This is a genomic window from Nocardia africana NBRC 100379 (assembly GCF_001612635.1).
GTDB classification, from domain to species: Bacteria; Actinomycetota; Actinomycetes; order Mycobacteriales; family Mycobacteriaceae; genus Nocardia; species Nocardia africana.
In genome coordinates this window covers 1-22,520 of sequence record NZ_BDAV01000027.1, presented here as the reverse complement: position 1 = coordinate 22,520, position 22,520 = coordinate 1, and the positions used below count along the sequence as shown (strand labels likewise).

21 protein-coding genes and 1 pseudogene are annotated in these 22,520 nt (G+C 67.5%); 16 read left to right on the top strand and 6 right to left on the bottom strand.

Features of this window, described 5'->3' with window-relative positions; genetic code table 11:
• The first annotated feature begins 425 nt into the window (after positions 1-425).
• The 3 genes from NA3_RS33255 (at position 426) to NA3_RS33250 (ending at position 1,345) form a co-directional block, all read left to right on the top strand.
• Positions 426-686 (top strand): diguanylate cyclase domain-containing protein, encoded by a 261-nt coding sequence (locus tag NA3_RS33255; RefSeq protein WP_062968563.1) that lies wholly within the window; start codon positions 426-428, stop codon positions 684-686.
• 93 nt (positions 687-779) lie between these two features.
• Positions 780-929 carry an FAD-dependent oxidoreductase gene (locus NA3_RS38935; RefSeq protein ID WP_227995145.1) on the top strand — a complete coding sequence of 50 codons (150 nt, stop codon included), beginning with the start codon at positions 780-782 and terminating at the stop codon, positions 927-929.
• The gene (locus NA3_RS33250) at positions 926-1,345 is read left to right on the top strand and encodes a hypothetical protein (protein ID WP_227995143.1); all 420 of its coding nucleotides are present in this window, start codon (positions 926-928) and stop codon (positions 1,343-1,345) included. Before NA3_RS38935 ends, NA3_RS33250 begins: the two co-directional genes overlap by 4 nt.
• 194 nt (positions 1,346-1,539) lie before the next feature.
• Here the strand turns inward: NA3_RS33250 and NA3_RS33245 are convergent, their stop codons facing one another.
• The gene (locus NA3_RS33245; protein WP_062968560.1) at positions 1,540-3,906 is read right to left on the bottom strand and encodes a heavy metal translocating P-type ATPase; all 2,367 of its coding nucleotides are present in this window, start codon (positions 3,904-3,906) and stop codon (positions 1,540-1,542) included.
• A gap of 292 nt (positions 3,907-4,198) precedes the next feature.
• Between NA3_RS33245 and NA3_RS33240 the strand changes: the two genes are divergently transcribed.
• From NA3_RS33240 to NA3_RS38930, 3 genes are all read left to right on the top strand, one after another.
• The gene (locus NA3_RS33240; protein WP_062968558.1) at positions 4,199-5,134 is read left to right on the top strand and encodes an ABC transporter ATP-binding protein; all 936 of its coding nucleotides are present in this window, start codon (positions 4,199-4,201) and stop codon (positions 5,132-5,134) included.
• Positions 5,097-6,734 carry an efflux permease Rv1217c-related protein gene (locus NA3_RS33235; RefSeq protein WP_128145312.1) on the top strand — a complete coding sequence of 546 codons (1,638 nt, stop codon included), beginning with the start codon at positions 5,097-5,099 and terminating at the stop codon, positions 6,732-6,734. Before NA3_RS33240 ends, NA3_RS33235 begins: the two co-directional genes overlap by 38 nt.
• A 416-nt stretch (positions 6,735-7,150) precedes the next feature.
• Positions 7,151-7,342, top strand: a complete 192-nt coding sequence (locus NA3_RS38930) for a hypothetical protein (protein WP_062968554.1) — start codon at positions 7,151-7,153, stop codon at positions 7,340-7,342.
• Positions 7,343-7,415: 73 nt separating this feature from the next.
• On the opposite strand, the gene NA3_RS33225 is transcribed toward NA3_RS38930, so the two are convergent.
• Positions 7,416-8,129, bottom strand: a complete 714-nt coding sequence (locus tag NA3_RS33225) for a VIT1/CCC1 transporter family protein (protein WP_218021934.1) — start codon at positions 8,127-8,129, stop codon at positions 7,416-7,418.
• 286 nt (positions 8,130-8,415) lie between these two features.
• Between NA3_RS33225 and NA3_RS39380 the strand changes: the two are divergent.
• Positions 8,416-9,287: pseudogene (locus NA3_RS39380) on the top strand (Tn3 family transposase).
• Positions 9,288-9,467: 180 nt separating this feature from the next.
• On the opposite strand, the gene NA3_RS33210 reads toward NA3_RS39380, so the two are convergent.
• Entirely contained in the window at positions 9,468-10,160 is a 693-nt protein-coding gene (locus NA3_RS33210) for a TetR/AcrR family transcriptional regulator (protein WP_227995141.1), read from the bottom strand.
• 156 nt (positions 10,161-10,316) lie between these two features.
• Here NA3_RS33210 and NA3_RS33205 point away from each other — a divergent pair, with 156 nt between their 5' ends.
• On the top strand, positions 10,317-11,885 hold the full coding sequence (locus tag NA3_RS33205; protein WP_227995137.1) for a carboxylesterase/lipase family protein: 1,569 nt from the start codon (positions 10,317-10,319) through the stop codon (positions 11,883-11,885).
• 193 nt (positions 11,886-12,078) lie between these two features.
• Here the strand turns inward: NA3_RS33205 and NA3_RS33200 are convergent, their stop codons facing one another.
• A complete protein-coding gene (locus NA3_RS33200) occupies positions 12,079-12,366 on the bottom strand; it encodes a GNAT family N-acetyltransferase (protein ID WP_062968546.1) in 288 nt (95 codons plus the stop codon).
• Between the two features lie 155 nt (positions 12,367-12,521).
• Here NA3_RS33200 and NA3_RS36430 point away from each other — a divergent pair, with 155 nt between their 5' ends.
• Positions 12,522-12,791 carry a transposase gene (locus tag NA3_RS36430; protein ID WP_227995135.1) on the top strand — a complete coding sequence of 90 codons (270 nt, stop codon included), beginning with the start codon at positions 12,522-12,524 and terminating at the stop codon, positions 12,789-12,791.
• 196 nt (positions 12,792-12,987) lie between these two features.
• On the opposite strand, the gene NA3_RS33195 is transcribed toward NA3_RS36430, so the two are convergent.
• Positions 12,988-13,767: an IclR family transcriptional regulator gene (locus NA3_RS33195; protein WP_062968544.1), complete on the bottom strand. Its 780-nt coding sequence runs from the start codon at positions 13,765-13,767 to the stop codon at positions 12,988-12,990.
• Positions 13,768-14,100: 333 nt separating this feature from the next.
• Here NA3_RS33195 and NA3_RS33190 point away from each other — a divergent pair, with 333 nt between their 5' ends.
• Genes NA3_RS33190 through NA3_RS33170 form a run of 6 tightly spaced genes read left to right on the top strand, consistent with a single transcriptional unit; the run spans position 14,101 to position 21,513 of the window.
• On the top strand, positions 14,101-15,579 hold the full coding sequence (locus tag NA3_RS33190; RefSeq protein WP_084492078.1) for an aldehyde dehydrogenase family protein: 1,479 nt from the start codon (positions 14,101-14,103) through the stop codon (positions 15,577-15,579).
• 48 nt (positions 15,580-15,627) lie between these two features.
• Positions 15,628-17,757 (top strand): hydantoinase/oxoprolinase family protein, encoded by a 2,130-nt coding sequence (locus NA3_RS33185; protein WP_062968542.1) that lies wholly within the window; start codon positions 15,628-15,630, stop codon positions 17,755-17,757.
• 3 nt (positions 17,758-17,760) lie between these two features.
• Positions 17,761-19,761 (top strand): hydantoinase B/oxoprolinase family protein, encoded by a 2,001-nt coding sequence (locus NA3_RS33180; protein WP_227995134.1) that lies wholly within the window; start codon positions 17,761-17,763, stop codon positions 19,759-19,761.
• Positions 19,758-20,039, top strand: coding sequence for a hypothetical protein (locus NA3_RS38925; RefSeq protein ID WP_227995132.1), 282 nt, complete (start codon positions 19,758-19,760; stop codon positions 20,037-20,039). The genes NA3_RS33180 and NA3_RS38925 overlap by 4 nt, the downstream gene beginning before the upstream one ends.
• Positions 20,036-20,776 carry an SDR family NAD(P)-dependent oxidoreductase gene (locus tag NA3_RS33175; RefSeq protein ID WP_062968540.1) on the top strand — a complete coding sequence of 247 codons (741 nt, stop codon included), beginning with the start codon at positions 20,036-20,038 and terminating at the stop codon, positions 20,774-20,776. Before NA3_RS38925 ends, NA3_RS33175 begins: the two co-directional genes overlap by 4 nt.
• Positions 20,773-21,513 (top strand): class II aldolase/adducin family protein, encoded by a 741-nt coding sequence (locus NA3_RS33170; protein WP_062968538.1) that lies wholly within the window; start codon positions 20,773-20,775, stop codon positions 21,511-21,513. The genes NA3_RS33175 and NA3_RS33170 overlap by 4 nt, the downstream gene beginning before the upstream one ends.
• A gap of 87 nt (positions 21,514-21,600) precedes the next feature.
• Here NA3_RS33170 and NA3_RS33165 read toward each other — a convergent pair whose 3' ends face one another.
• On the bottom strand, positions 21,601-21,924 hold the full coding sequence (locus tag NA3_RS33165; protein WP_062968536.1) for a hypothetical protein: 324 nt from the start codon (positions 21,922-21,924) through the stop codon (positions 21,601-21,603).
• Positions 21,925-21,966: 42 nt separating this feature from the next.
• Between NA3_RS33165 and NA3_RS37880 the strand changes: the two genes are divergently transcribed.
• A complete protein-coding gene (locus NA3_RS37880; protein WP_167355077.1) occupies positions 21,967-22,374 on the top strand; it encodes a hypothetical protein in 408 nt (135 codons plus the stop codon).
• Positions 22,375-22,520: the final 146 nt, after the last annotated feature.

Sequence of the window (22,520 nt, the reverse complement as noted above, 5' to 3'; positions counted from 1 at the left end):
GACTCTCCGTGACCATTCGGCTCGCGGCCCCGTGGAGCGTCTTGAATTCCCCTGTGCAATACATATTCAGTGTGGCGCAGTCATCCCGATCCACGTCGTCGAGCAGGCTCGCTGCCCACCACCCACTGCCCGAAAGGGTTCGAGGCGACGAAGGCCGAATCGCCGCGCTGTTCGGCAACATCGGCAGGATGTTGTCGTCGGCGGCGATGTAGATTGGCTGACGGTGCGACAGGTGGCGACGTAGGCAGGTTCACCCGAATCCATAACATCCCGAAGCCGCCAGTACGGCGGCGCAGCCCTCCCATGAGGACGAGGGCACGTCCGAGGAGCCGAGTCCGGCCAGTACCGCGACGCCGGCGAGTCCGGCTTGGGATGGCCGCGAGCTGCCGCCGCCCGGGGCGGTGCCCGAAACGCGGTGGTCCACAGTGGGAACGCCCGCTCGGATTCCTGCATGGCGGTCGCTCTCCCTCCCCGCCGACCGTCAGCTGTCGGCACTGGCCGCCTCGGTCACCGTCGGCGAGCATCAGCTACACGTGTCGGCCAGTATCGGCGGCGTGGTCACAGCGGTCGCCGGATCACCGGCCGAGGATCTGCTGGACGCCGCGGACCGGGCACTCTACCAAGCCAAGACCAGCGGGCGGCACCACTGGATCATCCACACGCTCGACTCCCCGACCCAGCAGTGAACACGAAAAGAGCCCGTCACCCGCTGCTTCAGGTAAGGACCGCGCCAGCTATCGCCGACAGGAGACGCTCACCGCCGGTAAGGACACAGTGGCATGACGACCGCGGTCGTGGTCGGCAGCGGGCCCAACGGGCTCGCTGCCGCCATCCGCCTGGCGCAGGCTGGCCACACCGTCACTGTGTTCGAAGCGCAGGACACACCGGCGGTGGCACTCGCAGCAGTGAACTCACGGTGCCGGGCGTGATCCACGACGATTGCGCTGCATTCCACCCGACGAGGGTGGCCTCGCCGTTCTTCGCCTCGCTGGGGCTAGAACGGCACGGCCTGCGGTGGCTGTGGCCGGAGATCGACCTCGCCCATCCGCTCGACGACGGCCGCGCGGGCCTGGCCGCCCGGGACCGAAGCCACACCGAACGTTCGCTCGTCGGCGACGCCCGTCTATGGGAGCAGCTCTTCGCAAGCGCCACAAGCAATTTCGACGCGCTCATCGCCGAGGTATTCCGCCCCGTCGCGCACGTGCCGCGCCATCCGGTCGTGCTGGGACGATTCGGCCTGCACGCGCTGCAGCCCCACGGAAGACATCGGGCTTCCGATCGCCCCATGGTGCGGCACACCGAATCAACCCTCGGCCACGCAAAGGTGAGATATGTTGTGGCATAGTTGGATTCGCGTCTATATCGAGCTGAATTGCAGCGCGCTGTCGCTTGCCGGTCCGGTGGCTGCGCTCGCCTGACGACCCTCGACTGCCATGGGGCGCCGACTGCGCCGCCGCCCCATGGTCCTTCATGGGGCCACGCCGACGTCAGAGGAGGCCTGGCGCTTTTCGGTGTGTGCGTGTGCTGGGACGTTGATGGTTACTGCTGTAGTGACGGCGCTGCGGCGTGTGGGGTGTCGGGTTCATCGTCGGTGAGGGTGAAGTAGTTCTCCTCTTCCTGCAGAAAGTGCAGTAGCAGCAAGGCATGCAGGCCGTAGAGGCAGGCGAGCAGATCGTCGACTTGGTCCGCGGGGACGTGGCCGGTGGAGCGGGCCAGTTGTAGATGGGTGCCGATGCGGGTGGTCAGTCGCTGGATTTCGGCGTGGGTGCGGCTCATGGTGGCGGTGGCTTCGCTGCTGCCCAGCGGCTCGGCCAGCATCGGATACAGCTGGGTCTCCTCGGCTGTTTCGTGCGGTAGCAGCCGCTCGACCAGGAATGTGTAGGCGTCTTCGACCGCGGACAGTGCCGTGGGATCGGAATGCTGGGCGAGGCGGTCGGCGGAGGTGCGCAGCAGGCTGAGCGTCTCGCGCAGTTCGTCGTGCTCACCCGCGAAGCGATGCAGTAGCCGGCCGGTTTCGGCAGGAAGCTGGGCGCGAGCGGCGGGACTACCGCGGAGCGCGCGCAGCGCGTTGACGATGACCGCGACGTCGATGGCTTCCTGAAGCAGCGCACCGGCCGCCGGCGGGAGCCAGCCCAGCGCGGCGATGACCATGGCCACCAGCGACAGGCTCATGCCGGCCACAGCGCTTTGCACCGCGATGCGGCGTGACCAGCGCGCGGTGTCCATCGCGTCGGCGAGCCGGTCGAGGCGGTCGGTGGCCAGCACGATATCGGCGGCTTCCGACGAGGCGGTCGAGCCCCGCGCACCCATGGCCACTCCGACGGTGGCCGCGGCCAGTGCGGGGGCGTCGTTGACGCCATCGCCGACCATCACCGTGGGCGCGGCCTCGCGTTCGCGTTGTACGGCATGCACTTTGTCGGCGGGGCTCTGTCCGGCGTAGACCTCGTCGAGCCCCAGGACGGTGCCCACCTCACGGGCGGGCTCGGGCCGGTCACCGGTCAGCATCACCAGCCGGTTCAAGCCTGCCTGCCGCAGGCGTCGCATCGTGCGCGGCGCGTGGCGGCGCAGCGGGTCGCGCAGCAGTATCGCGGCGGTGAGCCGGTCGTCGACGGTGATCCACGCGATCGCCGCCGAGTCCAGACTCGCCTGGTTGACCACCGCGCGCGCCCAGTCGGCGGTAGTGGCGGTATCGGGGAGTTTCCCGACCTCGATGCGGTGACCGTCGACGACACCACGCACTCCGCGCCCGGCCTGCTCGGTGACATCCGAGGGCAACGACAGCACCAGATTACGGGCCAGCGCCTCGGTGACGATCGCTTCGGCCAGCACATGCGGTGACAGTTGGTCGAGGGAGGCGGCGAGCCGCATCGCCTCGGCGGCGTCGGCGCCTGGGGCCGCGATCACCGCGGTGACCACCGGCCTGCCCGCTGTCAGGGTGCCGGTCTTGTCCATCATCAAAGTTGTTGCGTGCCCGAGGTTTTCCAACGCGCCGCCGCTGCGGATGATCACCCCTTGCCGGGAGGCACGCGACAGCCCCGACACGATCGCCACCGGCGCGGCCAGCAACAACGGACACGGCGTCGCCACCACCAGCACCGCTACCGCCCGCACCAGCGAGCCACTGAACACCCAAGCCCCCGCCGCCACGAGCAACGTCAGAGGAAGGAACCACGCCGCATATCGGTCGGCCAGCCGAACGACCGGCGCGTTCTCCGCGCCGGCATCCTGGGCCAGTCGCACGATCCCGGCGTAGGTACTGGCCTCCGCAGTGGCGGTGGCACGCAGTTCGAAGGTCGCGCCCGCATTGACCACCCCGGAGCGCACCGGCTCCCCGACCTCGCGTTCGACCTGCAGCGGCTCCCCGGTGAGCACCGACTCGTCCAGGACAGCGGCGGGACCGATGATCCGCCCGTCGACCGGCACCACCTCGCCGGCCGCGACGACAACGACGTCGTCGACAGCGATATCGTCCAGCGCGACCGTGGTGACCTCACCCCCGACGCGGCGACGCGCAGACCGCGGTGCGTGCTCGAGCAGCGCCCGCAAATCGTGGGAGGCCCGCCGTTCCGCCGCGGCATCCAGGGTGCGGCCAGTGGCCAGCATCACCGCGATCAACGCACCCGCCAGATACTCGCCCACCACGAGCGTGCCGACCAGCGACAGCACCGCGATCAGATCGACCCCCGCTCGTCCCTTCACCACGGTGGCCACCATCCACCACACCGCCGGCACGATCGCCACCACCGTCGCCGCGATCCAGAACCCGTCCGCCACCCCGGAAAAACCCGCGGCCCAAGCGATCAGCCCACCGACCAGCGCGACGGCCACCACCACCAGCAGCGCCGGCTCGACCCACCGCCGAACCCGACCTGCCCACCCGCCAATCGCCGAGTCCTGTGCGACCATCGGCTTCTCCTCTCCCGGGCGTTCCGGACAAACGCCCAGCGCACATCTCACTCGGACGGCGCCTGCGCACCCCGCAGATGCACGGCACGCTCGTTCGCGCAGGCTGGCTGAATTTCAACGATCGAGCATCGGCGCCGCCCGCGGCAGAGGATGAGGAATCCCCGGCGGTGGGTAGAACGTCACAGAACAGACAGCCCTACCCGGCGGGGAGTACGACATGGATGGCCTCGTACTCGCGCGGCGGGGCCGTAGTGCCCTAGCAGCTGCTGGACATACGGCCGACCATGACGTCATGGCCTTCGATACCGACACCGGTGTCGCAGCAGTGCCGGTAATCGCTTGTTCGGAGTTGACCAAGGATTTCGGTGGCGGCCGCGGCGTGTTCGATCTGAACTTCACGGTGCGACGCGGTGAGACATTCGGCTTCATCGGCCCGAACGGTGCCGGGAAGACCACGACGATCCGGCTGTTGATGGATTTAGCCCGTCCCGATCGCGGAGACGCTCGCTTGTTCGGGCTCGACTCACACACCGACAGTGCCGCGATAAAGCGCCGGGTCGGCTATCTGCCGGGTGAGCTGGTGCAATGGCCGAGGGTCACCGCGGGATACGTGCTGGGAATGCTCGCCGGCCTCCGTGGCGGAGTGGACGAAAAATACCTGCACACACTGGCCGACAACCTGCATCTTGACCTCGGGCGCCGCTACCAGGACCTCTCACACGGCAACAAACAGAAACTCGGACTCATCCAGGCATTCATGCACCGCCCGGACCTGCTCATCCTCGACGAGCCCACCCTCGGACTGGACCCGTTGATGCAGCGCGTTTTCCACGACATGCTGCGCAACGCAACCGCCGCCGGCGCTACTGTGTTGTTGTCCTCGCACGTGCTGTCGGAAGTCGAATCCGTCTGTGACCGCATCGCACTCATCCGCGACGGGCGGGTACGGCGAATGGGTTCGTTGAACGAGCTGCGCGCCAAGCGAATCCACCGCGTAGAGGCCGCGATCACCGGAGGACTGGACGTCGACGCGGTGGCGGCCGTACCTGGGGTCACCCAACCACGGCTCGTGGATCACCGGCTGACCTGCTCGGTGCAGGGATCGATCGGGCCGCTTCTGCGGGTGCTGTCCGCAGCGGGAGTCGTCGAGCTCGACAGCCACGAGCAGTCACTCGAGGAGGTGTTCCTCCGTGAGTTCGACACCGCCGAGCCTGTTGCTGGTCGTTGACACCGTGCACGCGCACCGGCGCGGGATCGTGGCGTGGATCCTGGGCAGCGCCGTGGCCATGACGGCCATCGCGAGCGGATTCCGCAGTGAGACCGCACATTTCGCGGGCGGCGCGCGGGGCATGGCCGACAGCATGCAGCCCGGCGTACAGGCGATGCGGCTGCTGCGGTGGCCCGCAGACCGCCTCGACACCCTGGGCGGTTACCTGACCTACCACAATGTCACCTTGCTCGTCCTGTTCCTCACCCTCTACAGCGCCATACAAGGCGCTGGTGCAGTCCGCGGAGCGGAGGCCGGTCACTCGGTCGAGGTGCTGCTGTCCACCGGGCATTCACGGTCGCGGCTGGTCCGCGATCGCGCGCTCGGGTTCGCGGCGGTGCTGGCGGCGATCGGGCTGGGACTCGGGCTGGGTTTGGCCGCGGCGATGGTCGTCGGCGGCGACCCGAACATCGCCGGTTCGGTTTCCACCGGAATCGGCTGCGCCGCTTGCGCTTTCGCCGGATACGCGATCGGCGCACTGACAGGTCAGCTCGCTCCCACACCTCGAACCGCGAGCGCGGTGGCAGCACTGATCGTGGTAGCGCAATATCTGTACACGAACGTGTGGGAACGGTTCGGATGGCTGGCGCTGCTGCGGTACGTCTCACCCTTCTACTACTTCACAGACTTCCGCACTCTGGTCCCCGGTATCGGATTCGACCTGGCGTCTCTTGCTGTACTTGCAGCCGGGGCGGCATCGGTGACCGCAGTCGCGGCGTGGGTGTTCACCCGCCGCGACATCGGGTCCGCCTTGACGGAATGGCGAGGAAGTCCGACTCGGCGACCTACGCGGGTGCAACGACCAGTACTGGACCGCCTCTGGTCGGCGATCCTGGTACGCGAACGCGCGGGATTGGCACTGTGGGCGATGGCCGCCGCGGCAAGTGTCGGGTTGATGGCCTGGCTCGAGCCCGAAGTGACCGAGATGTGGGACAAATTCGACGTGACCCGCCGCATGCTGCAAGTGGATCCCGGGTTCAGCCCCGCCGACCAATACCTCGGATACGTCGCGGAATTCATCGCCCCGATCGCCGCCGCATTCGTGGTCACACAGGTAGCGGCCTGGGTGAGCGACCTCGACGAGGGCCGCACCGCAATACTGTTGTCGACTCCCCTCTCGCGCGCTGCCTTGATCCGCCAGCGCATCGCTGCCCTTGTCGCAGGTGTGGCTGTGGTCATTGTCGGCGCGACGGCCGGCATGCTGATCGCGATGCTCGTCGTCGGGGCCGACATCGACGCCTCGGCCACCCTGCGGGCAATGTCGACCGTGGCACTGTTCGCGCTCGGGCTCGCAGGTGTCGGCGCCTGGCTCGTCGCCTGGTGGCCCCGCTTCGCGGTGACCATGCTGGCCGCCGGGCTGGGTCTGTCCTACCTGCTCATGATGCTGGTTCCGATGTTCGCCTGGCCGGCATGGCTCACAAAATTCTCCGTGTTCGGAGCGATCGGCCACCCCTACCTGCAGAATCCACCACTGGGCGGGCTGGCCTTCCTCGTTTCTCTCGCCGCCGCCGGATATCTCCTGGCCGTCGCCGGCTCAACCCGAACCACAGCCACAGTCTGACAACCTTCACCGACCTCGGCAGCCGCCAGGCTCCGATCGGCCACCGGTCAATCGCTGCTACAGAGCAAGGGGCTGCTACACGACCGCGACAACGTCGCCGCCCAGCAAGGTCGTATCCGAGACCAAGACCAGAACTGACCCCTACCACCCTGGTCCCTGCCCGCTCACCACGGTTCGTGAGTCAGTCGTTTGCGAACCCGCTGATGCCCGCCTCATCGGCGGCCTCGGTCAACGCGGCCTAATCGGTGTCGGGACCGACACCGAAGCGGTAGCCTCGCCTGCTCGCAATACTTGTCCACGCTACGCTGGCGTGCGTCGAATACGGAAAGACGCTGTCCGCCTTCGACATCTACGCCGCCGACCGGGTATTCAACCAGACCACCCGCGCGGTCGCTGGCTTCCTCACCCGCTACGACGTGCTGCTGACGCCCACGACCAGCGCGCCGCCGATCCCGCTGGGCCACCTCGACGCCGACGCCCCCTCGCTGAGCACCCGCGAGTGGTACGACCGGATCTTCGACTACGGCAGCTTCACCGCGCTGTTCAACGTCGCCCCAGCGCGCCCTGCCTGGGCGGACCGCCGTCCGGCCGTGCACGCGGGACGGTAGCAACCACCGCGCGGGTCCGCACAGTGATAGGGCTTGCCGGTGCCCCTCGGCACGCCGTGTTCGGCCGGGCCTGTCAGATGCCGGCGACATGGACGAGTTGACCGACCAGCGCCGTGACTGCCATGGCGAGGCTGCCGCCGATGACGACCCGCAACGCCGGGCGCAGGATACTCGTCCCGGCGACCCAGGCTCCGAGAATGCCCGCGACCCCCAGTCCGAGCACGGTCACGATCACGATGAGCCCCAGCCGGGTGCCGCTGGTCGGGGCGATCAAACCGAGCAGCGGGAGCACGCCCCCGAGGAAGAAACTCGCGGCGGAGGCCATCGCGGCTTGCGTGGGGCGCGCCGCGGTGATTTCGCTGTGCCCGAGCTCATCTCGCAGATGGGCGGTGAGCGGATCGTTGTCGTGCAATGCGACGGCGACCTGCGCGGCGAGTTCGGCAGGCAGTCCGCGGTCGCGATAGATACCCGCCAGCTCGCTCAGTTCGGCATCGGGGTCGGTGGCCAATTCGCGTTCCTCTTTGGCTCGGTCGCCGCGTTCGACGTCGACTTGCGAACTGACCGAGACGTATTCACCCGCCGCCATAGCCATCGCCCCCGCTGCCAAACCCGCCAGCCCCGCGGTGAGAACCGCGCCCGCGGCGGCGCCGCTGGCCGCGACACCTACCATGAGGCTCGCGGTCGAGACCAGTCCATCGTTCGCGCCCAGCACCGCAGCCCGCAACCACCCCGCATGCTCGCCGCGATGCCGTTCAGAATGCGGACTGACCATCTCCAGAAAAGTCATGCTGCGGGCCCTTCGGGTTGCCGGGTCGATTCGGACGACCTCTGTCCCCCGATCGTTCCTCTGTACGTGGCATCGCCGGCAGGGCACAACGACTCCGAAGAGATCACCGAAGTCCCCCACCGACGAGCACAAGGCCGGAAAAACCACCTCACGTGCGCCGGCCGGCCCCGGGCGGATGGGCCTGTCCAGATAACGGTGTAACTCGGGTTGGTTGAGTTACTTCCGTCCGGCGGTGAGTCGGCCTTCGAATGCGATGTCGAAGGCGTTCAGCGCTGCTTTCCATCGGGTGAACCAGCGTTTCTGGCCTGTGCCGATCCGGTCGGTCGCGGGCGGCGATCACGGCCACAGCGAGGAAGACATCCGTTACGTGCGCCGCCGCTATCTGACCGCGGAGGCGGCCCGGCAGATCGGGATCGAGATCGCCAACGCCACCTTCCGGGTCCGTCGCGCCAGCGTGTGGGGTGAGGGCTCGACGGCGGTCGCGTCGGACTCGACGCACTTCGGGTCGTGGGACCAGAACATCTTCACCGAGTGGCACTCCCGCTACGGCGGCCGCGGTGTGCTGATCTGCTGGTCGGTGGAGAAGGGCTCGGTGGTGATCCACTCGCAGCGGATCAACTGCTCGGCCAGCGAAGTCCACGCGATGGTCGAAGGCGCGATTCATCACGGCACCGAGATGACCGTAGAGGCGAATTACGTTGATACGCACGGCCAGTCGGAATCGGGTTCGGGGTCACGAAGATGCTGGGGTTCGATCTGCTGCCGCGGATCAAGCGGATCACCAAGTGCAAGCTGTACCGCCCGGCCGCCGGGGAAGCCGACCTGTGGCCGCGGTTGCGGCCGGCGATGACGCGCCCGATCCGGTGGGAGCTGATCGCGCAGCAGTACGACCAGATGGTCAAGTGCGCCAACGCGATCCGCACCCGCACGGCGTCGACGGAGGCGATCCTGCGGCGGTTCATGAAGGCCAACGCCCACCCGACCTATCAGGCGATGATCGAACTCGGCAGAGAGGACCTTCTCGATGACCCCGACTGCGCCGGCCTGCTGGCCACACCCGCCGACAAACGCGGCGTCACGCCGCTGTTCTGGGAACACGTCCTGCCCTACGGCGAGGTGAAGCTGAATATGGCCAGCCGCCTCACCCTCACGGAATGAGCGGGTAGCTGTCGGTGGTCAGGACCCGGTAAAGGCCCCAGAATCCTGAAGCCGGCCCGAGCCGCAAAGTAGCTTCGCGCAGGTCGATTCGTCTACCGCCCGGCCCGGGAAGCTGGGACCTCATCGCTCAGCGGTACGACCAGATGGTCGAATACGCGACCGCCTGGTCGGTGTGCCGTCTCAACGAACGACGGGCCGCTTCCTCCTCGTGTCGTTGCGGCCCGTGCCTTCAGCGGTCTGCTGTCGAGCGGCCCGGTCCCGGATTCCGGCGAGCACGGTGTCGAGTAGCCGGTCGAATTCCGTCGCGGATCCGAAGTCGGTCATCTGGGGCGCGAGAGTAGCCATCGTGGGATACAGCGCGGAGTCGAATGCGGGCACGGTTGCGGCACTGTCGGATCCGCCGCTGAGGACCGCCAGCAGATATCCGTTGAGGAAGGAGAACAGGATCATCGGCGTGTCCGAGACGACCTGGTCGGGCAGACCGGCCGTGCGCATCGCGGTGACCAGCCGCTCCAGCGTGGAGAGGGCCGCGGGCGAGGTCTGCGGCCGGGTAGCCAGCAGTGCGACCACGTGGGGGTGCCGGTAGGCGGTCGCCCGGTAGCTGTGCGCTGTCCAGCGTGCGATCTCTTCCCAGGTCTCGGGAGCGTCGGCGTCGGTGGCCATCTCGGCGAGCACGACCTCGGAGACCGCGTCCAGCAGCGCCGCCTTGCCCTTGATGTGGTTGTAGATCGACATCGGGTCGACCCCGAGTTCGTCGGCGAGCCGCCGTACCCCGAAGCGCTCCAGGCCCTCGCGGTCGACGAGTGCCACGGCGGCCGCCGCGATGCGCTCACGGGTGAGCCCCGCCGATGTGCCCTGTGTGCGCCTGGCCACGTTCATTTCCTTCCCTTGTCAAACCTACACCGTAGGATATATCGTCGGCCCGAAACCTACGTCGTAGGTTTGAAGGAACGAACCCACCTCCATCCTCGAGTTCCTCCGAGCGTCCCTCGCCGAATGACGAGGCTCGGGCCGAAAGGACGAAAAGTCTTGAACCGCCGGACATTTCTTCGCGGCACGGCCGCGGCCTCCGCGTTCGCCGCCCTGGCCGCCACCGGATGCGGTGCCGGTCGCACAGCCGAATCGATCGTCGCGACACGAGCCGGGCGGGTGCGGGGCAGCGTGACCGCCGGCGTGCACGCGTTCAAGGGGGTGCCCTATGCCGCGCCACCGCAGGGCCTGAACCGCTACCTGCCACCGCGCCCGGTCCAGCCGTGGACCGGCCTGCGCGATGCGCTCACCCTCGGGCCCACACCACCGCAGCCGCCGACCCCACCGCCGCTGGACTTCTTCGCGCCGCCGATCCCCGGCGAGGACTATCTCAACGTCAACATCTGGACCCGCGAACCGGGTCCGGCGCGCCTACCGGTCATGGTGTGGATCCACGGCGGCGGTCTCGATACCGGCAGCAACGGCCTGTACGACGGCAGCGCATTCGCCCGCGACGGCGTGGTGTTCGTCGCGATGAACTACCGGCTCGGCGCCGAGGGATTCTTGTTCCTCGACGACGGCGTGGCGAATGTCGGCCTGCTGGACCAGATTTCGGCGCTGGAATGGGTGCGCGACAATATCGCCGCCTTCGGCGGTGACCCCGGCAACGTGACAATTTTCGGTCAGTCCTCGGGCGCGATGGCCGTCGGCACGCTGCTGGCGATGCCGCGCGCCAAGGGCCTGTTCCGGCGCGCGATCATGGAAAGCGGTGCGGGCAATATCTGCTACTCCACCGACACCGCCCACGAGATCGGGCAGCGCCTCATCGCGAAGCTCGGCGTGGCGCCGACCCGCGACGCCGTCGCCGCAGCCGGTGTCGAGCGCGTGCTCGCCGCCCAATCCGCGGTCATGAGCGACCTTGCGCGGCAACCGAATCCGCAACACTGGGGCGGCGAGCCGGGGTGCCGCGTCAACATGTGGCGCTCCACCCTTGACGGCACCACCCTGCCCGCCAAACCCATCGACGCCGTCACCGCCGGAGCCGCCACCGAGGTGGATGTACTGCTCGGCCACAACGGCGAGGAGGGGAGGCTGTCGCTGGTACCGTTCCGCAGCCTCGATTCGGTCACCGAGGAGGAATTGACCACCGCGATGCGCCTGTACCGGCTGCCGGTCGACCGGGCGCTACCCGCCTACCGCGCCGCCTACCCCGGCGCCAATCCCGGTGCGCTACTGGCGATCCTGCAGGCGGACTGGTTCTACACCATCCCCGGCATCCGGCTCGCCGACGCACACGCCGGTGCACCGGCGGCCACCTACATGTACGAATTCACTTGGCGCTCCCCGCAATTCGACGGACAACTCGGATCATGCCACTTCCTCGAGGTCCCGTTCGTCTTCGACCAGCTCCACGACCGCCGGATGCAATGGGTCACCGGCCCGAACCCACCACAGCAGCTGGCCGACCTGGTACACAGCACATGGGTGCAATTCGCCCGCACCGGCCGAGTGAACTGGCCGCGCTACGAACCCACTCGCAGGACCACCATGCGACTGGACCTCCACCCCACCGTCGTCGACGACCCGTCCCCGATCCGGAACCTGTGGAATGGAGTCGACCTTTACTGATGACGTCGAGATCCAGGATCACCCGTTCGGCAGGTTGTTCCTGCAGACCTTGGCGGGGAGTACAGCGTCGGCCGCTCCCACGATCCACCGCATCATCAGCGGCGACACACCACGGATCTACCAACACTCCACCTCGAACGGACCTGCACGCGAAGCTACTGTGCGGCTCGGGCCAGCTTCAGGATTCTGGGGCCTAGAAGAAGGTCTCGTTCGCCAGTGGCGCCGGTCCGCCGGGGAATCCGTCCAGCCACTGCGAGAAATTCAGCGGTGTCGCGGGCGGCATCACCGTGAAGCCCTGCCCTCGGTAGAACTCGCCCAATTCTCGGTCGTCGGTGAGGAATTGGCCGTACAGGATCTCCACCCCGCCTCGGTACGCGGCCGCGGCGGCGGCGCGCACGAGGGCCCGGCCGAGCCCGTGCCGACGGTGGTCGGCGTCGACCCCGACCAGGTGGAGCTTGGAGGTGAACAGGATGGCCTGCATGACCGCCGTGGTGCCCAGACCGCCTGGTCCGCGTCCGGGCCGCTGTCGTCAAGGCCGACGAATCCGGGCCGGCGTCCACGACACCTCCCCCTTGACGCCCGTGACACCCAGGAGGGCGAGTTGCGAGCACTGCTCACTACCATGTGAGCCATCAAGTGGGCCAAAGCCGGAGCGGATCCGGAACTGTTCGCCACCTTCGCGGTGCTGGCCACCGGCTGTCCCGGACCGGGAACCGGCAGCTCAATGCCGCGATTCACCGCATCGCGCTCACCCAGGCCCGCTGCCATCCCGACGCCCGCGAACTACTCGCACGACGCAAAGCCTCCGGCGACGGCGGCATGGAGGCGCTACGAGTCCTCAAACGCCGAATCTCCGACGCCGTCTTCCGCGCCATGGTCAACGACCACCTGGCCTCCACGGCTTGACAGAGGAGCAAGCGACACTCCCCGCACTGATCCTCGAACGCCGACGCGAAGGGACCGCCGCCGGAATATGGGTGTCGGAGTCTCATTTTCGGATTTTCGCGGCTACGCGGGCGGCATATGACTGGATGGTGGGCCTCGTTCGCCTCAACTCAACGTGCGGCGCACCGTGGCTGACAATGGCTACGCTGCGTCTGGCTCACTGGAATTGCTCGAGGACCTGCTGGCTTTCGGTCGCCACTGCGACGAGTCGGCGTCCGATTCTGTCGGCGAGCCGGCGGTTCATACGGATGGTAGGGGCGGCTACGGAGAGTCCGGCGATGGGCTGGCCGTTGCTGGTGCGAAGTGCGACTCCTATTGCGGTCAGACCTTTTTCGGTGTCGTCGGCGTTGACGGCGTAGCCGAGTCGGCGGGCGGATTCGAGGGCTCGTTGCAGGGTGGCCCATTCCTGGTCGGTGAGGTGGGCTTCGCGGTCGTCGGCAGGGATGTGGCCGCGGCGGGTGTAGAGGCGGGTGAGTTGGGCCGTGGTGAGGTCGGCGAGCAGGGCTTTGCCGGTGGAGGCGGTCCGGGCGGGCATGATGGCCCCGCGTCGATCGCCGACCCGTAGCGCCTGTTGCGATTCGACGCTGCCGATGAATCGGACCCAGCGGCCGCTGCGCACGACCAGATGCACGGTTTCGCGTGTCTCGTCGCGGAGTTTGCGCATGAGCGGGCGGGTGAGCAGATTCAGCCGGCTGGTCGCGCGATGTTCGACGGCGCCTAGGAACAGTGCGGGGCCGGGCAGATAGCGGCGGGTTGCGTCCTGTACGGCGAAGTCCCGGTACACCAGCATCGACAGCAGCCGGTGTGCGGTCGAGGAGGAGATTCCGAGGACTGCGGCGGCGTCCTTGACGGTGAGTTCCCCCTGGTCGCGGAGGATGGCGATGAGCAGTAGGGCGTTGTCGACAGAGCTCTGTGGATAGGTTGGGCGATCCCGCATAGCAGAATCCTAGTGCGTTTATGAACTGGGTCACATTAGCGTCGAATTCAGCTTCGCATCACAGATGGCTGGAAGGAAACGTGGTGGCTACGACGTCGCCGGCGCCCTCGGTGCCGCCCCCCACCGGCCGGACGGTGGAAACAGGCGGTGACTGATTTCCAGGACCGCCGTATCCCTCGCACCGCCCGGGTGCATGCCACGGCGCGCTGGTGGGCGACCTGTGGCACTGCGGTGGCATGACCGCCACCCTGCGCAACGCCTATCTGCGCGAGCAGACCCCAGCAGTTACCGCTACAGCGACTGGCTGTACGCCGACACCACCAGGAGTACTCGATGACCATCAGTCTCGACGCCGACATCCCCGCCCATATCGCACGGCACCTCGACCGCGAGTTCCGGCTGCTGATCGGTGGCCGCTCGGCCGCGGCAGCGTCCGGCCGGACCTACGACGTCAGGTCACCGGCCACCGACACCGTTATCGCGTCCGTACCGGACGGTGATGAGACCGACGTCGAAATCGCTGTCGCCGCAGCGGAATCGGCGCGACATTCCTGGCGGATGACACCGGCACCGGAACGTGCGGCGATCGTGCGCCGGCTCGCCGACGTGATCGAGGAACATGCCGAGGAATTGGCGGCCCTGGACGCCGTGGACGCCGGGTCGCCCATCGTCAACGCTCGCGCCGATGTCGCGATGGCGGTAGAACATCTGCGCCTGTTCGCCGCACTCGCTTTGGAGATGAAGGGCGCGACGATCCCGGCCAGCGCCAACCTGCACTACACGCTGCGGGAGCCGATCGGCATTTGCGCGCGGATCGTGCCGTTCAACCATCCGCTGATGTTCGCCTGTAAGTTCGCTGCTCCCTTGGTCGCCGGCAATTGTGTGCTGGTGAAACCGCCGGAGGTGGCGCCGCTGTCGTCGCTGCGACTGGGGGAGTTGCTGGCGGGCGAGCTGCCGCCGGGAGTGCTGTCGATCCTCGTCGGGGACGGTCCGGCCGTGCCCCGCGCCATCGCCCGCCATCCGCAGGTGCGACGCATCGGGTTCATCGGTAGCGAACCCACGGGCCGGGCGCTGCAGCGAGAGGCGGCCGAGCATGCGGTCAAGGACATCACACTCGAGCTCGGCGGCAAGAACGCCATGCTCGTGTTCGACGATGCTGATCTCGAAAAGGCGGCTGCCGGAGCGGTATTCGGCATGAACTTCACTTGGTCCGGGCAGTCGTGCGGATCCAACTCGCGGCTGCTGGTACACGAGAGCATCGCCGAGGAGGTCACCGCCCGGGTGGTGGCCGAGGTGGCGGCACGGACTGTGGGCAGCCCGTTCGACGAACACTGTCAGCAGGGGCCGCTGGTGTCGCAGCGGCAACTCGACCGCGCTCACCATTACATCCGTACGGCCGTCGCCGAAGGTGCCACCGTTCTCACCGGCGGTGTCCGGCCCGACGGCCTCGGTCGCGGCCACTATCTGCGGCCAACCGTTCTCGGCGGGGTAACTCCGCAGGCAACCGTCGCCCGCGAGGAGGTGTTCGGCCCGGTGCTGTCGATCCTCACCTTCGACACCGAACAGCAGGCCGTCGAAATCGCCAACAGCGTCGACTACGGGCTGACCGCCAGCGTGTGGACCCGCGACATCACCCGGGCGCATCGCGTGATCGGTGCGCTCGATGCGGGGTTCACCTGGATCAACGGCTCGTCGCGTCATTTCCCCAATGTCCCGTTCGGCGGGTACAAGGCCTCCGGTGTCGGCCGCGAGGAAAGCCTGGAAGAACTGCTCAGCTACACCCAGACCAAGGCGGTCAACGTGCTGCTGTGACACCCGAAACCGTCCGTATACCACGCTCTCTCACACTCGGAGGCTCCCATGCCCTACGTCATCGGAATCGACACGGGTGGCACGTTCACCGACGCCTTCGTCGCAGACCGCCACAACCGGCTCGCCGCCGCCAAAACACCCTCCACCCCACCGGATTTCGCCCGCGGATTCCTCACCGCCATCGACGATCTGGCCGGTGCGCTGGATATCACGACCGCGCAACTGCTGTCGGAGACCGACTACATCGTGCACGGCACCACCTCCACCCTCAACGCGATCGTCACCGGTGACGTCGCCCGGGTCGGATTCCTGACCACTCGCGGCCACGCCGACTCCATCTCGATCATGAACCTGGAAGGCCGCTACGCCGGGCTGGGCAACGACGACATCCAGCACATGGCCCGCACCGCCAAACCCGCAGCACTGGTGCCGCGCGAGCGCATCCGCGAGATCGATGAGCGCATCGACTACAAGGGCGCGGTGCTCGTCCCGCTCGATGAGCAAGCCGTGCGCGACCAGGTGCGCGCGCTGCTGGGCGACGGCGTCGAATCCATCGCGGTGAGCCTGCTGTGGTCGTTCCGGAACCCGGTACACGAGCAGCGCATCCGTGAGATCGTCCGCGAGCAGGCTCCGGATATCTATGTGGCGCTGTCCAGCGACGTGAGCCCGCGCATCCGCGAATACGGACGCAGCGTCACCACGATCATGAACACACAGGTCGGCCCCCGGCTCGCCGCCTACCTGCGGCCGCTCGAGGATGAGCTGAAGGATCGCGGCTTCACCGGCACCCTGCTGGTGATGCAGGGCTCCGGCGGCTGCGTATCGTCCAAAGACGCACCCTCACATGCGATCACCACCATCGGATCGGTCCTCACCGGCGGCGTCATCGGGTGCCGCAATCTCGCAGAGACACTCGGGCACCGCAACGTCATCTCCACCGATATGGGCGGGACCACGTTCCTGGTCGGACTGATCCGCGACGGCCAACCGGTCACCTCGACATCGACGGTGCTCAATCAGTACACCGTCAGCACGCCGATGGTCGACGTGCACACCATCGGGGCCGGGGGCGGTGCGATCGCGTGGATCGACGCGGGTGGCAACCTGCGCGTGGGCCCACGCAGCGCAGGGGCACGACCGGGTCCGGCGTGCTACGGCGCCGGCGGTACCGAGCCGACGGTGACCGACGCCGACGTCGTCCTCGGCATCGTCAACCCGGACAACTTCCTCGGCGGACGGAAACAACTGTCGGAAGAACTTGCCGCAGAGGCGATCCGGACACATATCGCCGAGCCCCTCGGCCTGTCGGTGGCTGACGCGGCACAGGCGATCTATGCGATCCAGAACGCGCAGACCGCCGATCTGGTTCGCAAGGTGGTGGTCAACACCGGCCAAGATCCGCGTGACTTCGTCCTGTATTCGTTCGGTGGCGCCGGGCCGGTGCATGCGGCCAGTTACTCCGCCGACCTCGGTGTCGCCCAGGTCGTCGTGCCGCTGGGATCGACCGCGGCGGTGTTCTCCGCCTACGGCTTGGCGGCGTCGGACATCGTGCTGACCGCCGAGCGCAGCCGCCCGCACACCTTCCCGCCGCCGGCCGCGGCAATGAACGAGGTTTACACCGAGCTGGAAGACGAACTGCGGCAACGCCTGCGAGACCAGGGGCTGCGGTTCGACGCCGTGACCTACGAGCGGGAGGCCGACATCCGCTACACCATGCAGATGGCCGAGGTCTCGACCCCGGTCCCCGGCGGCGAGCTCGCCGCGGACGATATCGCCGCCATCGGAGCCGAATTCGAACGCCGCTACGAGAGCATCTACGGTAAAGGCTCCGGCTTCGCCGACGCCGGACTGCAGGTGATCACCTACCGGGTACGCGCCGTCGGGCACCTGCCCATCCGCCCGACCCTGCCCGAACACGCTGTGCACCAAGGCGATCCAGTCTCGCGCGGTACCCGTGAGGTCTTTCTCGACGTGGTCCACGGCCGGGAAGCGGCCGCGATCTACGACTACACGGCGCTGGGTGCCGGTCATCGGCTCGAGGGGCCCGCGGTCGTGGAAGCACCGACGACCACCGTGGCACTCCCGCGCGGCACCGAGGCGACCGTCGACCGCCTCGGCAATCTCGTCATCACCTACCGGTCCGCCGACACGGACACCGACATCACGAAGGAGGGCTGACCCATGCCCGCAGTTCCCGTGGCCGGTTCGGAACGCTTTGCCGCCCAACCGGAACCACTTGCCCCCGACACCCGCGCGATCGGTGAGGTCGACTTGCACCGGGTGAACCCGGACGAGGTCGCCGCCCTCGACCCGCTGACCTACGAGGTCGTCCGGCACCGCCTGGCCGCGATCACCGAGGAGATGGGCGACGCCATCAAACGCATGAGCGGCTCGGTCGTCGTCACCGACTGCAACGACTTCGGCGCCGCCATCCTGGATGAGACCGGCGACACCGTCCAGGTCGGCCTCTACAACATGCAGCTGGCCGCCTCGGTCGACATGGCCGTGAAATGGACACTGCACCACCGCAGTTCGAACCCCGGGTTCGGCCCCGGCGATCTGTTCCTGTGCAACGACCCGTGGGTCGGCGGCGGCTTGCATCAGAACGACGTCACCGTGCTGGCTCCGCTGTTCCACGACGGCGAACTGTTCGGCTGGACCGCCGCCGTCGCGCATCAGGTCGATCTCGGCGGCGTCTCACCCGGGAGCTGGTCGGTCGACGGACGCGACGTGTTCTGGGAATCCATCCCCACCCCGCCGGTCAAGATCGTCGAAAACGGCCGCCTGCGCGCCGACGTCGAGGATGTGTATCTGCGGCGATCCCGCGTTCCCAAGCTGGTCGCGCTGGATCTGCGCGCGAAGATCGGCGCCAACAACGTCGCCCACGACCGGCTGCATGCCCTGATCGGCAAGTACGGTGCCCGCACGGTGAAGGCCGTCATGAAGCGGATGATGAACGATGCCGAGACCCGGGTGCGGGCGAAGCTCGCCGAACTCCCCGACGGCAGCTGGGGTGCGGTCGCCCACCAGGACGGCGGCCGCGCCGGCGACCGCGCGATCCACAAGATCGTGCTGACCATGACCAAATCCGGCGACCGGCTGACCTTCGACTTCACCGGCACCGACCCACAGGTCGACGGCATCATCAACTGCACCCTGGCCGGGCTGCGCGGCGGCATCATGCCGGTATTGCTGACCATGCTCTGCCCCGACATCCCCTGGGCGCCCGGCGGCATCTACCGGGCCGTCGACATAGTCAGCGAGCCGGGCACTCTCAACAACTGCACCTTCCCCGCCGGAATCGGCAAGGCCTCGGTGGCCTCGGCATGGGCGACCCAAAATGCGGTGTCGGAAACCGTTGCGGCCATGCTCGCCACCCACCCCGTGCACTCCCGCCAGCTGATGAGTGTGTGTTGTGGCACTTGGGATCTCACCCTGCTTGCCGGTGTCGACCAGCGCGGCGGAGGCTTCGTGACCATGCTGTGCGATGCCATGGCCGGTGGGCTCGGCGCCAAGATCGATGGTGACGGCGTCGACACCGGCGGCGAGAACTGCATCCCGATGGGCCGTGTCGCCGATGTAGAGATCAACGAATTCTCCTTCCCCATCTTGTATCTGTGGCGGCGCGAGGAAACCGACTCCGGCGGGCCGGGCCGCTATCGCGGCGGTGTCGGCGCCTCGAGCTGCTTCATCCCGCACGACACCGGCCCGGACGGGCTGCATCTGGTCGTCTCCGCACCGGGCAAGGCCGTGCCACAGGCCCCCGGACTGTCCGGCGGCTACCCCGCCGCCACCCAGCACGACCTCCTCATCCGCGACAGCGCTGTGCGGGCCGCCTTCGCCGCAGGACGCATACCCGCCGGTTTCGACGACATGGGCGGCCGCCGTGACGTGGTCCCACCGCACCTCGAGACCGCCCTCGGCACCGACGACGTCTACTACACCCATTGGCAAGGCGGTGGTGGCATCGGCGATCCGTTCCACCGCGAACCGGAACTCGTGGCCGCAGATGTCGTGGCGAACAAAGTCTCTCCCGACGCGGCACGCCACGTGTACGGCGTCGTGCTCGACGACCAGGCCCGCCCGGATCTAGACCGTACCGCCGCCTACCGGCAGCAGGCTCGCGTTGAACGTGCCGGCGCCACAACCACTCTCACCATTAGTCCGGGAGAACGACCGTGATCATCGACATCAATCTCGAAATCGGCGGCGAGGGCGCGGTCTGCTGCCGTCACTGTGGCACGCAGGTCGGAGAGTCGCCGCAGCAACCGATGTCGCACGCGCTGGTGCGGACCTCCGCCGCTGCCAACGCGGGCCCGGGCATCAAGGAGGACCCGGGACTGTTCACCGACCGGACCATGGCGCTGCGGCAATCGTTCTGCCCCGGCTGCCTGACAGCACTCGCTACCGAGATCGTCCCCGCCGACGAACCGAACTACCGAAAGTGGACTCTGGCATGAGTTATTCGAACATCGATCGGAAGGTCGTAGTCGTCACCGGAGCCGCGCAGGGCATCGGCGCCGGCTACGCCCAGCGGTTACACAAAGAAGGCGCCACGGTCGCCGCCGTCGATCTGGCTCCGGCCGTCCAGGAGCTCGCGGACTGCACCTCACACCACATCGTCGACGTCGCCGATCCGGACAGTTGCCGCACGCTCGCGGCCGAGCTCGGCGAACGGTACGGTCGCGTCGACGGTTTGATCAACAACGCCGCGATCTTCTCCACGATCCGGATGAAACCGTTCTGGGAGATCCCACCCGAGGAGTGGGACCGGCTCATGGCCGTCAATCTGAAGGGGCCCTGGCTGCTGACCTCGACACTGTTACCGCTGCTACGACGCTCCGACGGTGCCAGCATCGTCAACATCGGCTCCGACGCCGTGCAACTCGGCAGATCGGGATACCTGCACTACGTGGCCAGTAAGGGCGGCGTCACCGCCATGACCTTCTCGATGTCACACGAGCTGGGGCAGTACGGGATTCGCGTCAACACTCTCTCACCCGGCCCCGTCTACACCGAGGTGGCGCGGGAGACGGTATCGCCGGAACAGAAGAACGCCATGCTCGCCGCGCAGGCGCTGCACCGTAGCGCCGGACCGGACGACATGACGAGTCTCGCGGTGTTCTTGCTCAGCGACGACAGCGGTTACCTGACAGGGCAGACGATCTCGGTCAATGGCGGGCTGGTGCACCGATGAGCGACACAGACGAGGTCCGCTGGCTGGTCGCCACCTCCAGTCGCATCCTGGCCCGGTACGGGCAGGGCGACTTCATCTGGGGTCACAGCTCCGCCCGCGACCCCGAGGGCAGGGGTGTGTGGATCAAGGCCGGCGGCTGGGGCCTCGACGAAATCACTCCCGCCCGTGTGCATTTGGTCGACCGCAGCGGAAGAATCGTCGACGGTGAGGGTGCGGTGCAGTTCGAATACCCCATCCACACCGAGATCATGACCGCACGACCCGATGTCGGAGGAGTGGTGCATACCCACGCACCGCACGCGATCGCGCTGGCGGCCGCGGGAAAAGAGTTGTTGCCGGTCAGCCACGCGGCCAACTACTTCGTGCCTCCCGCGGTGCCGCGGTTCACCGCGACCGCGGACCTGATCATGACCGCCGATCTCGGCAGGGCGGTCGCCGAATGTCTCGGCGACGCGTCCGCGCTGTTCCTGGTGAACCACGGAATCATCACGGTCGGACCGGATCTGCCGACCGCGACATTCGCTGCGCTACTGCTGGAGCAGGCGGCCGAACAGCAGCTACATGCCATGGCGTTCGGGGACGCGCGGCATTGGTCGGACCCGGCGGAGTCGCTGGCCAAACGTGAGCACATCTACAACCCCACCGCGATCGGCAAGGCGTGGGACTACCTCGTACGAACCACCGCAAGCCCACCAGCCGCCGACGGCGCTTCGTCGAGGATCAGCTCACCCGGATGAACACCGCGACGACCGCGGCGGCCTGCTGCCGGGCAGGCCGCCGCGGTCGGGATCGGTTCCGGGACCGTTGGTACAGGCTGGGATCGGTCAGGCTTGACCGGTGTCGATACGGCTGATCTTGCCGTCGGCGTCGACGGTGAACGTCCAGCGGGTGCGCATCTGTCCCCAGCGGTCGTTGCGATAGTTCGCGATCACCGTGAGACCGTCGCCGGATTCGGACTCGATCTCGAAGTGGCCGTGAGTGGTGAAGATTTCGCGCTCGGCCCAGTCGGTGAGGTCGTGCGGGCGACCGTCGTCGGACAGCGAAGCGCCGGTGGCGAGGGTGTTGTAGAACCCGAGCCGGTCGCCGGCGTTCACCGCGGTCACCAGGGCACGAACGGATTTGTTGCTGAGTTGATCGGAGGTTGTCATCAGGGTGCCTTCTGTGAAAGGGGGTGGCGTGGAGGCTGTTCGGTGCTGCTGGATTTCGATGGGCGTCGGCCGGACAGGCTCGCGGTGGGTTCGAGATCTTTGCCGCTGCAGGGCGGGAAGATGTCGAGAGGCTTGTCCGGGTTGCTGCCGATGAGCATGGCCTTGGTGTTGCTGAGGGCGTCGGATCCTGCCCAACTCGAACTGCTGGCTGATCTCCTCCCGGCCGCCGGTGACCACCGCGAACAATGCCGTGTTCGAGGGAATCGTGTCGGCGGGTTCAGCACGACGGGACCGCCTGCGGCCAGGGCCGCGATCGCCGGATTTGATGGTGCCGGCGGGCACGGCGATCTCGAATTGCTGCTCGAACGGGGTCTTCCGACGTCGCTGCGCAACGCCGCACACCACTCGTCGGCGTGCCCCAGCAGCATGCGTTCCGTACGGTCGAGCTGATCGAGCCGTCACGTCGCGGTCTTGGTGACATCGGCGGAAAGTTCTCTCGCTGCGCCTCGATGAGGCCGGAGAATGCGTTGTCAGGCATGGCATATCCCGAGGTCGGTGTGAAAAGCGCACGATGTCCGCTGGTTTCGCCGGCCGTG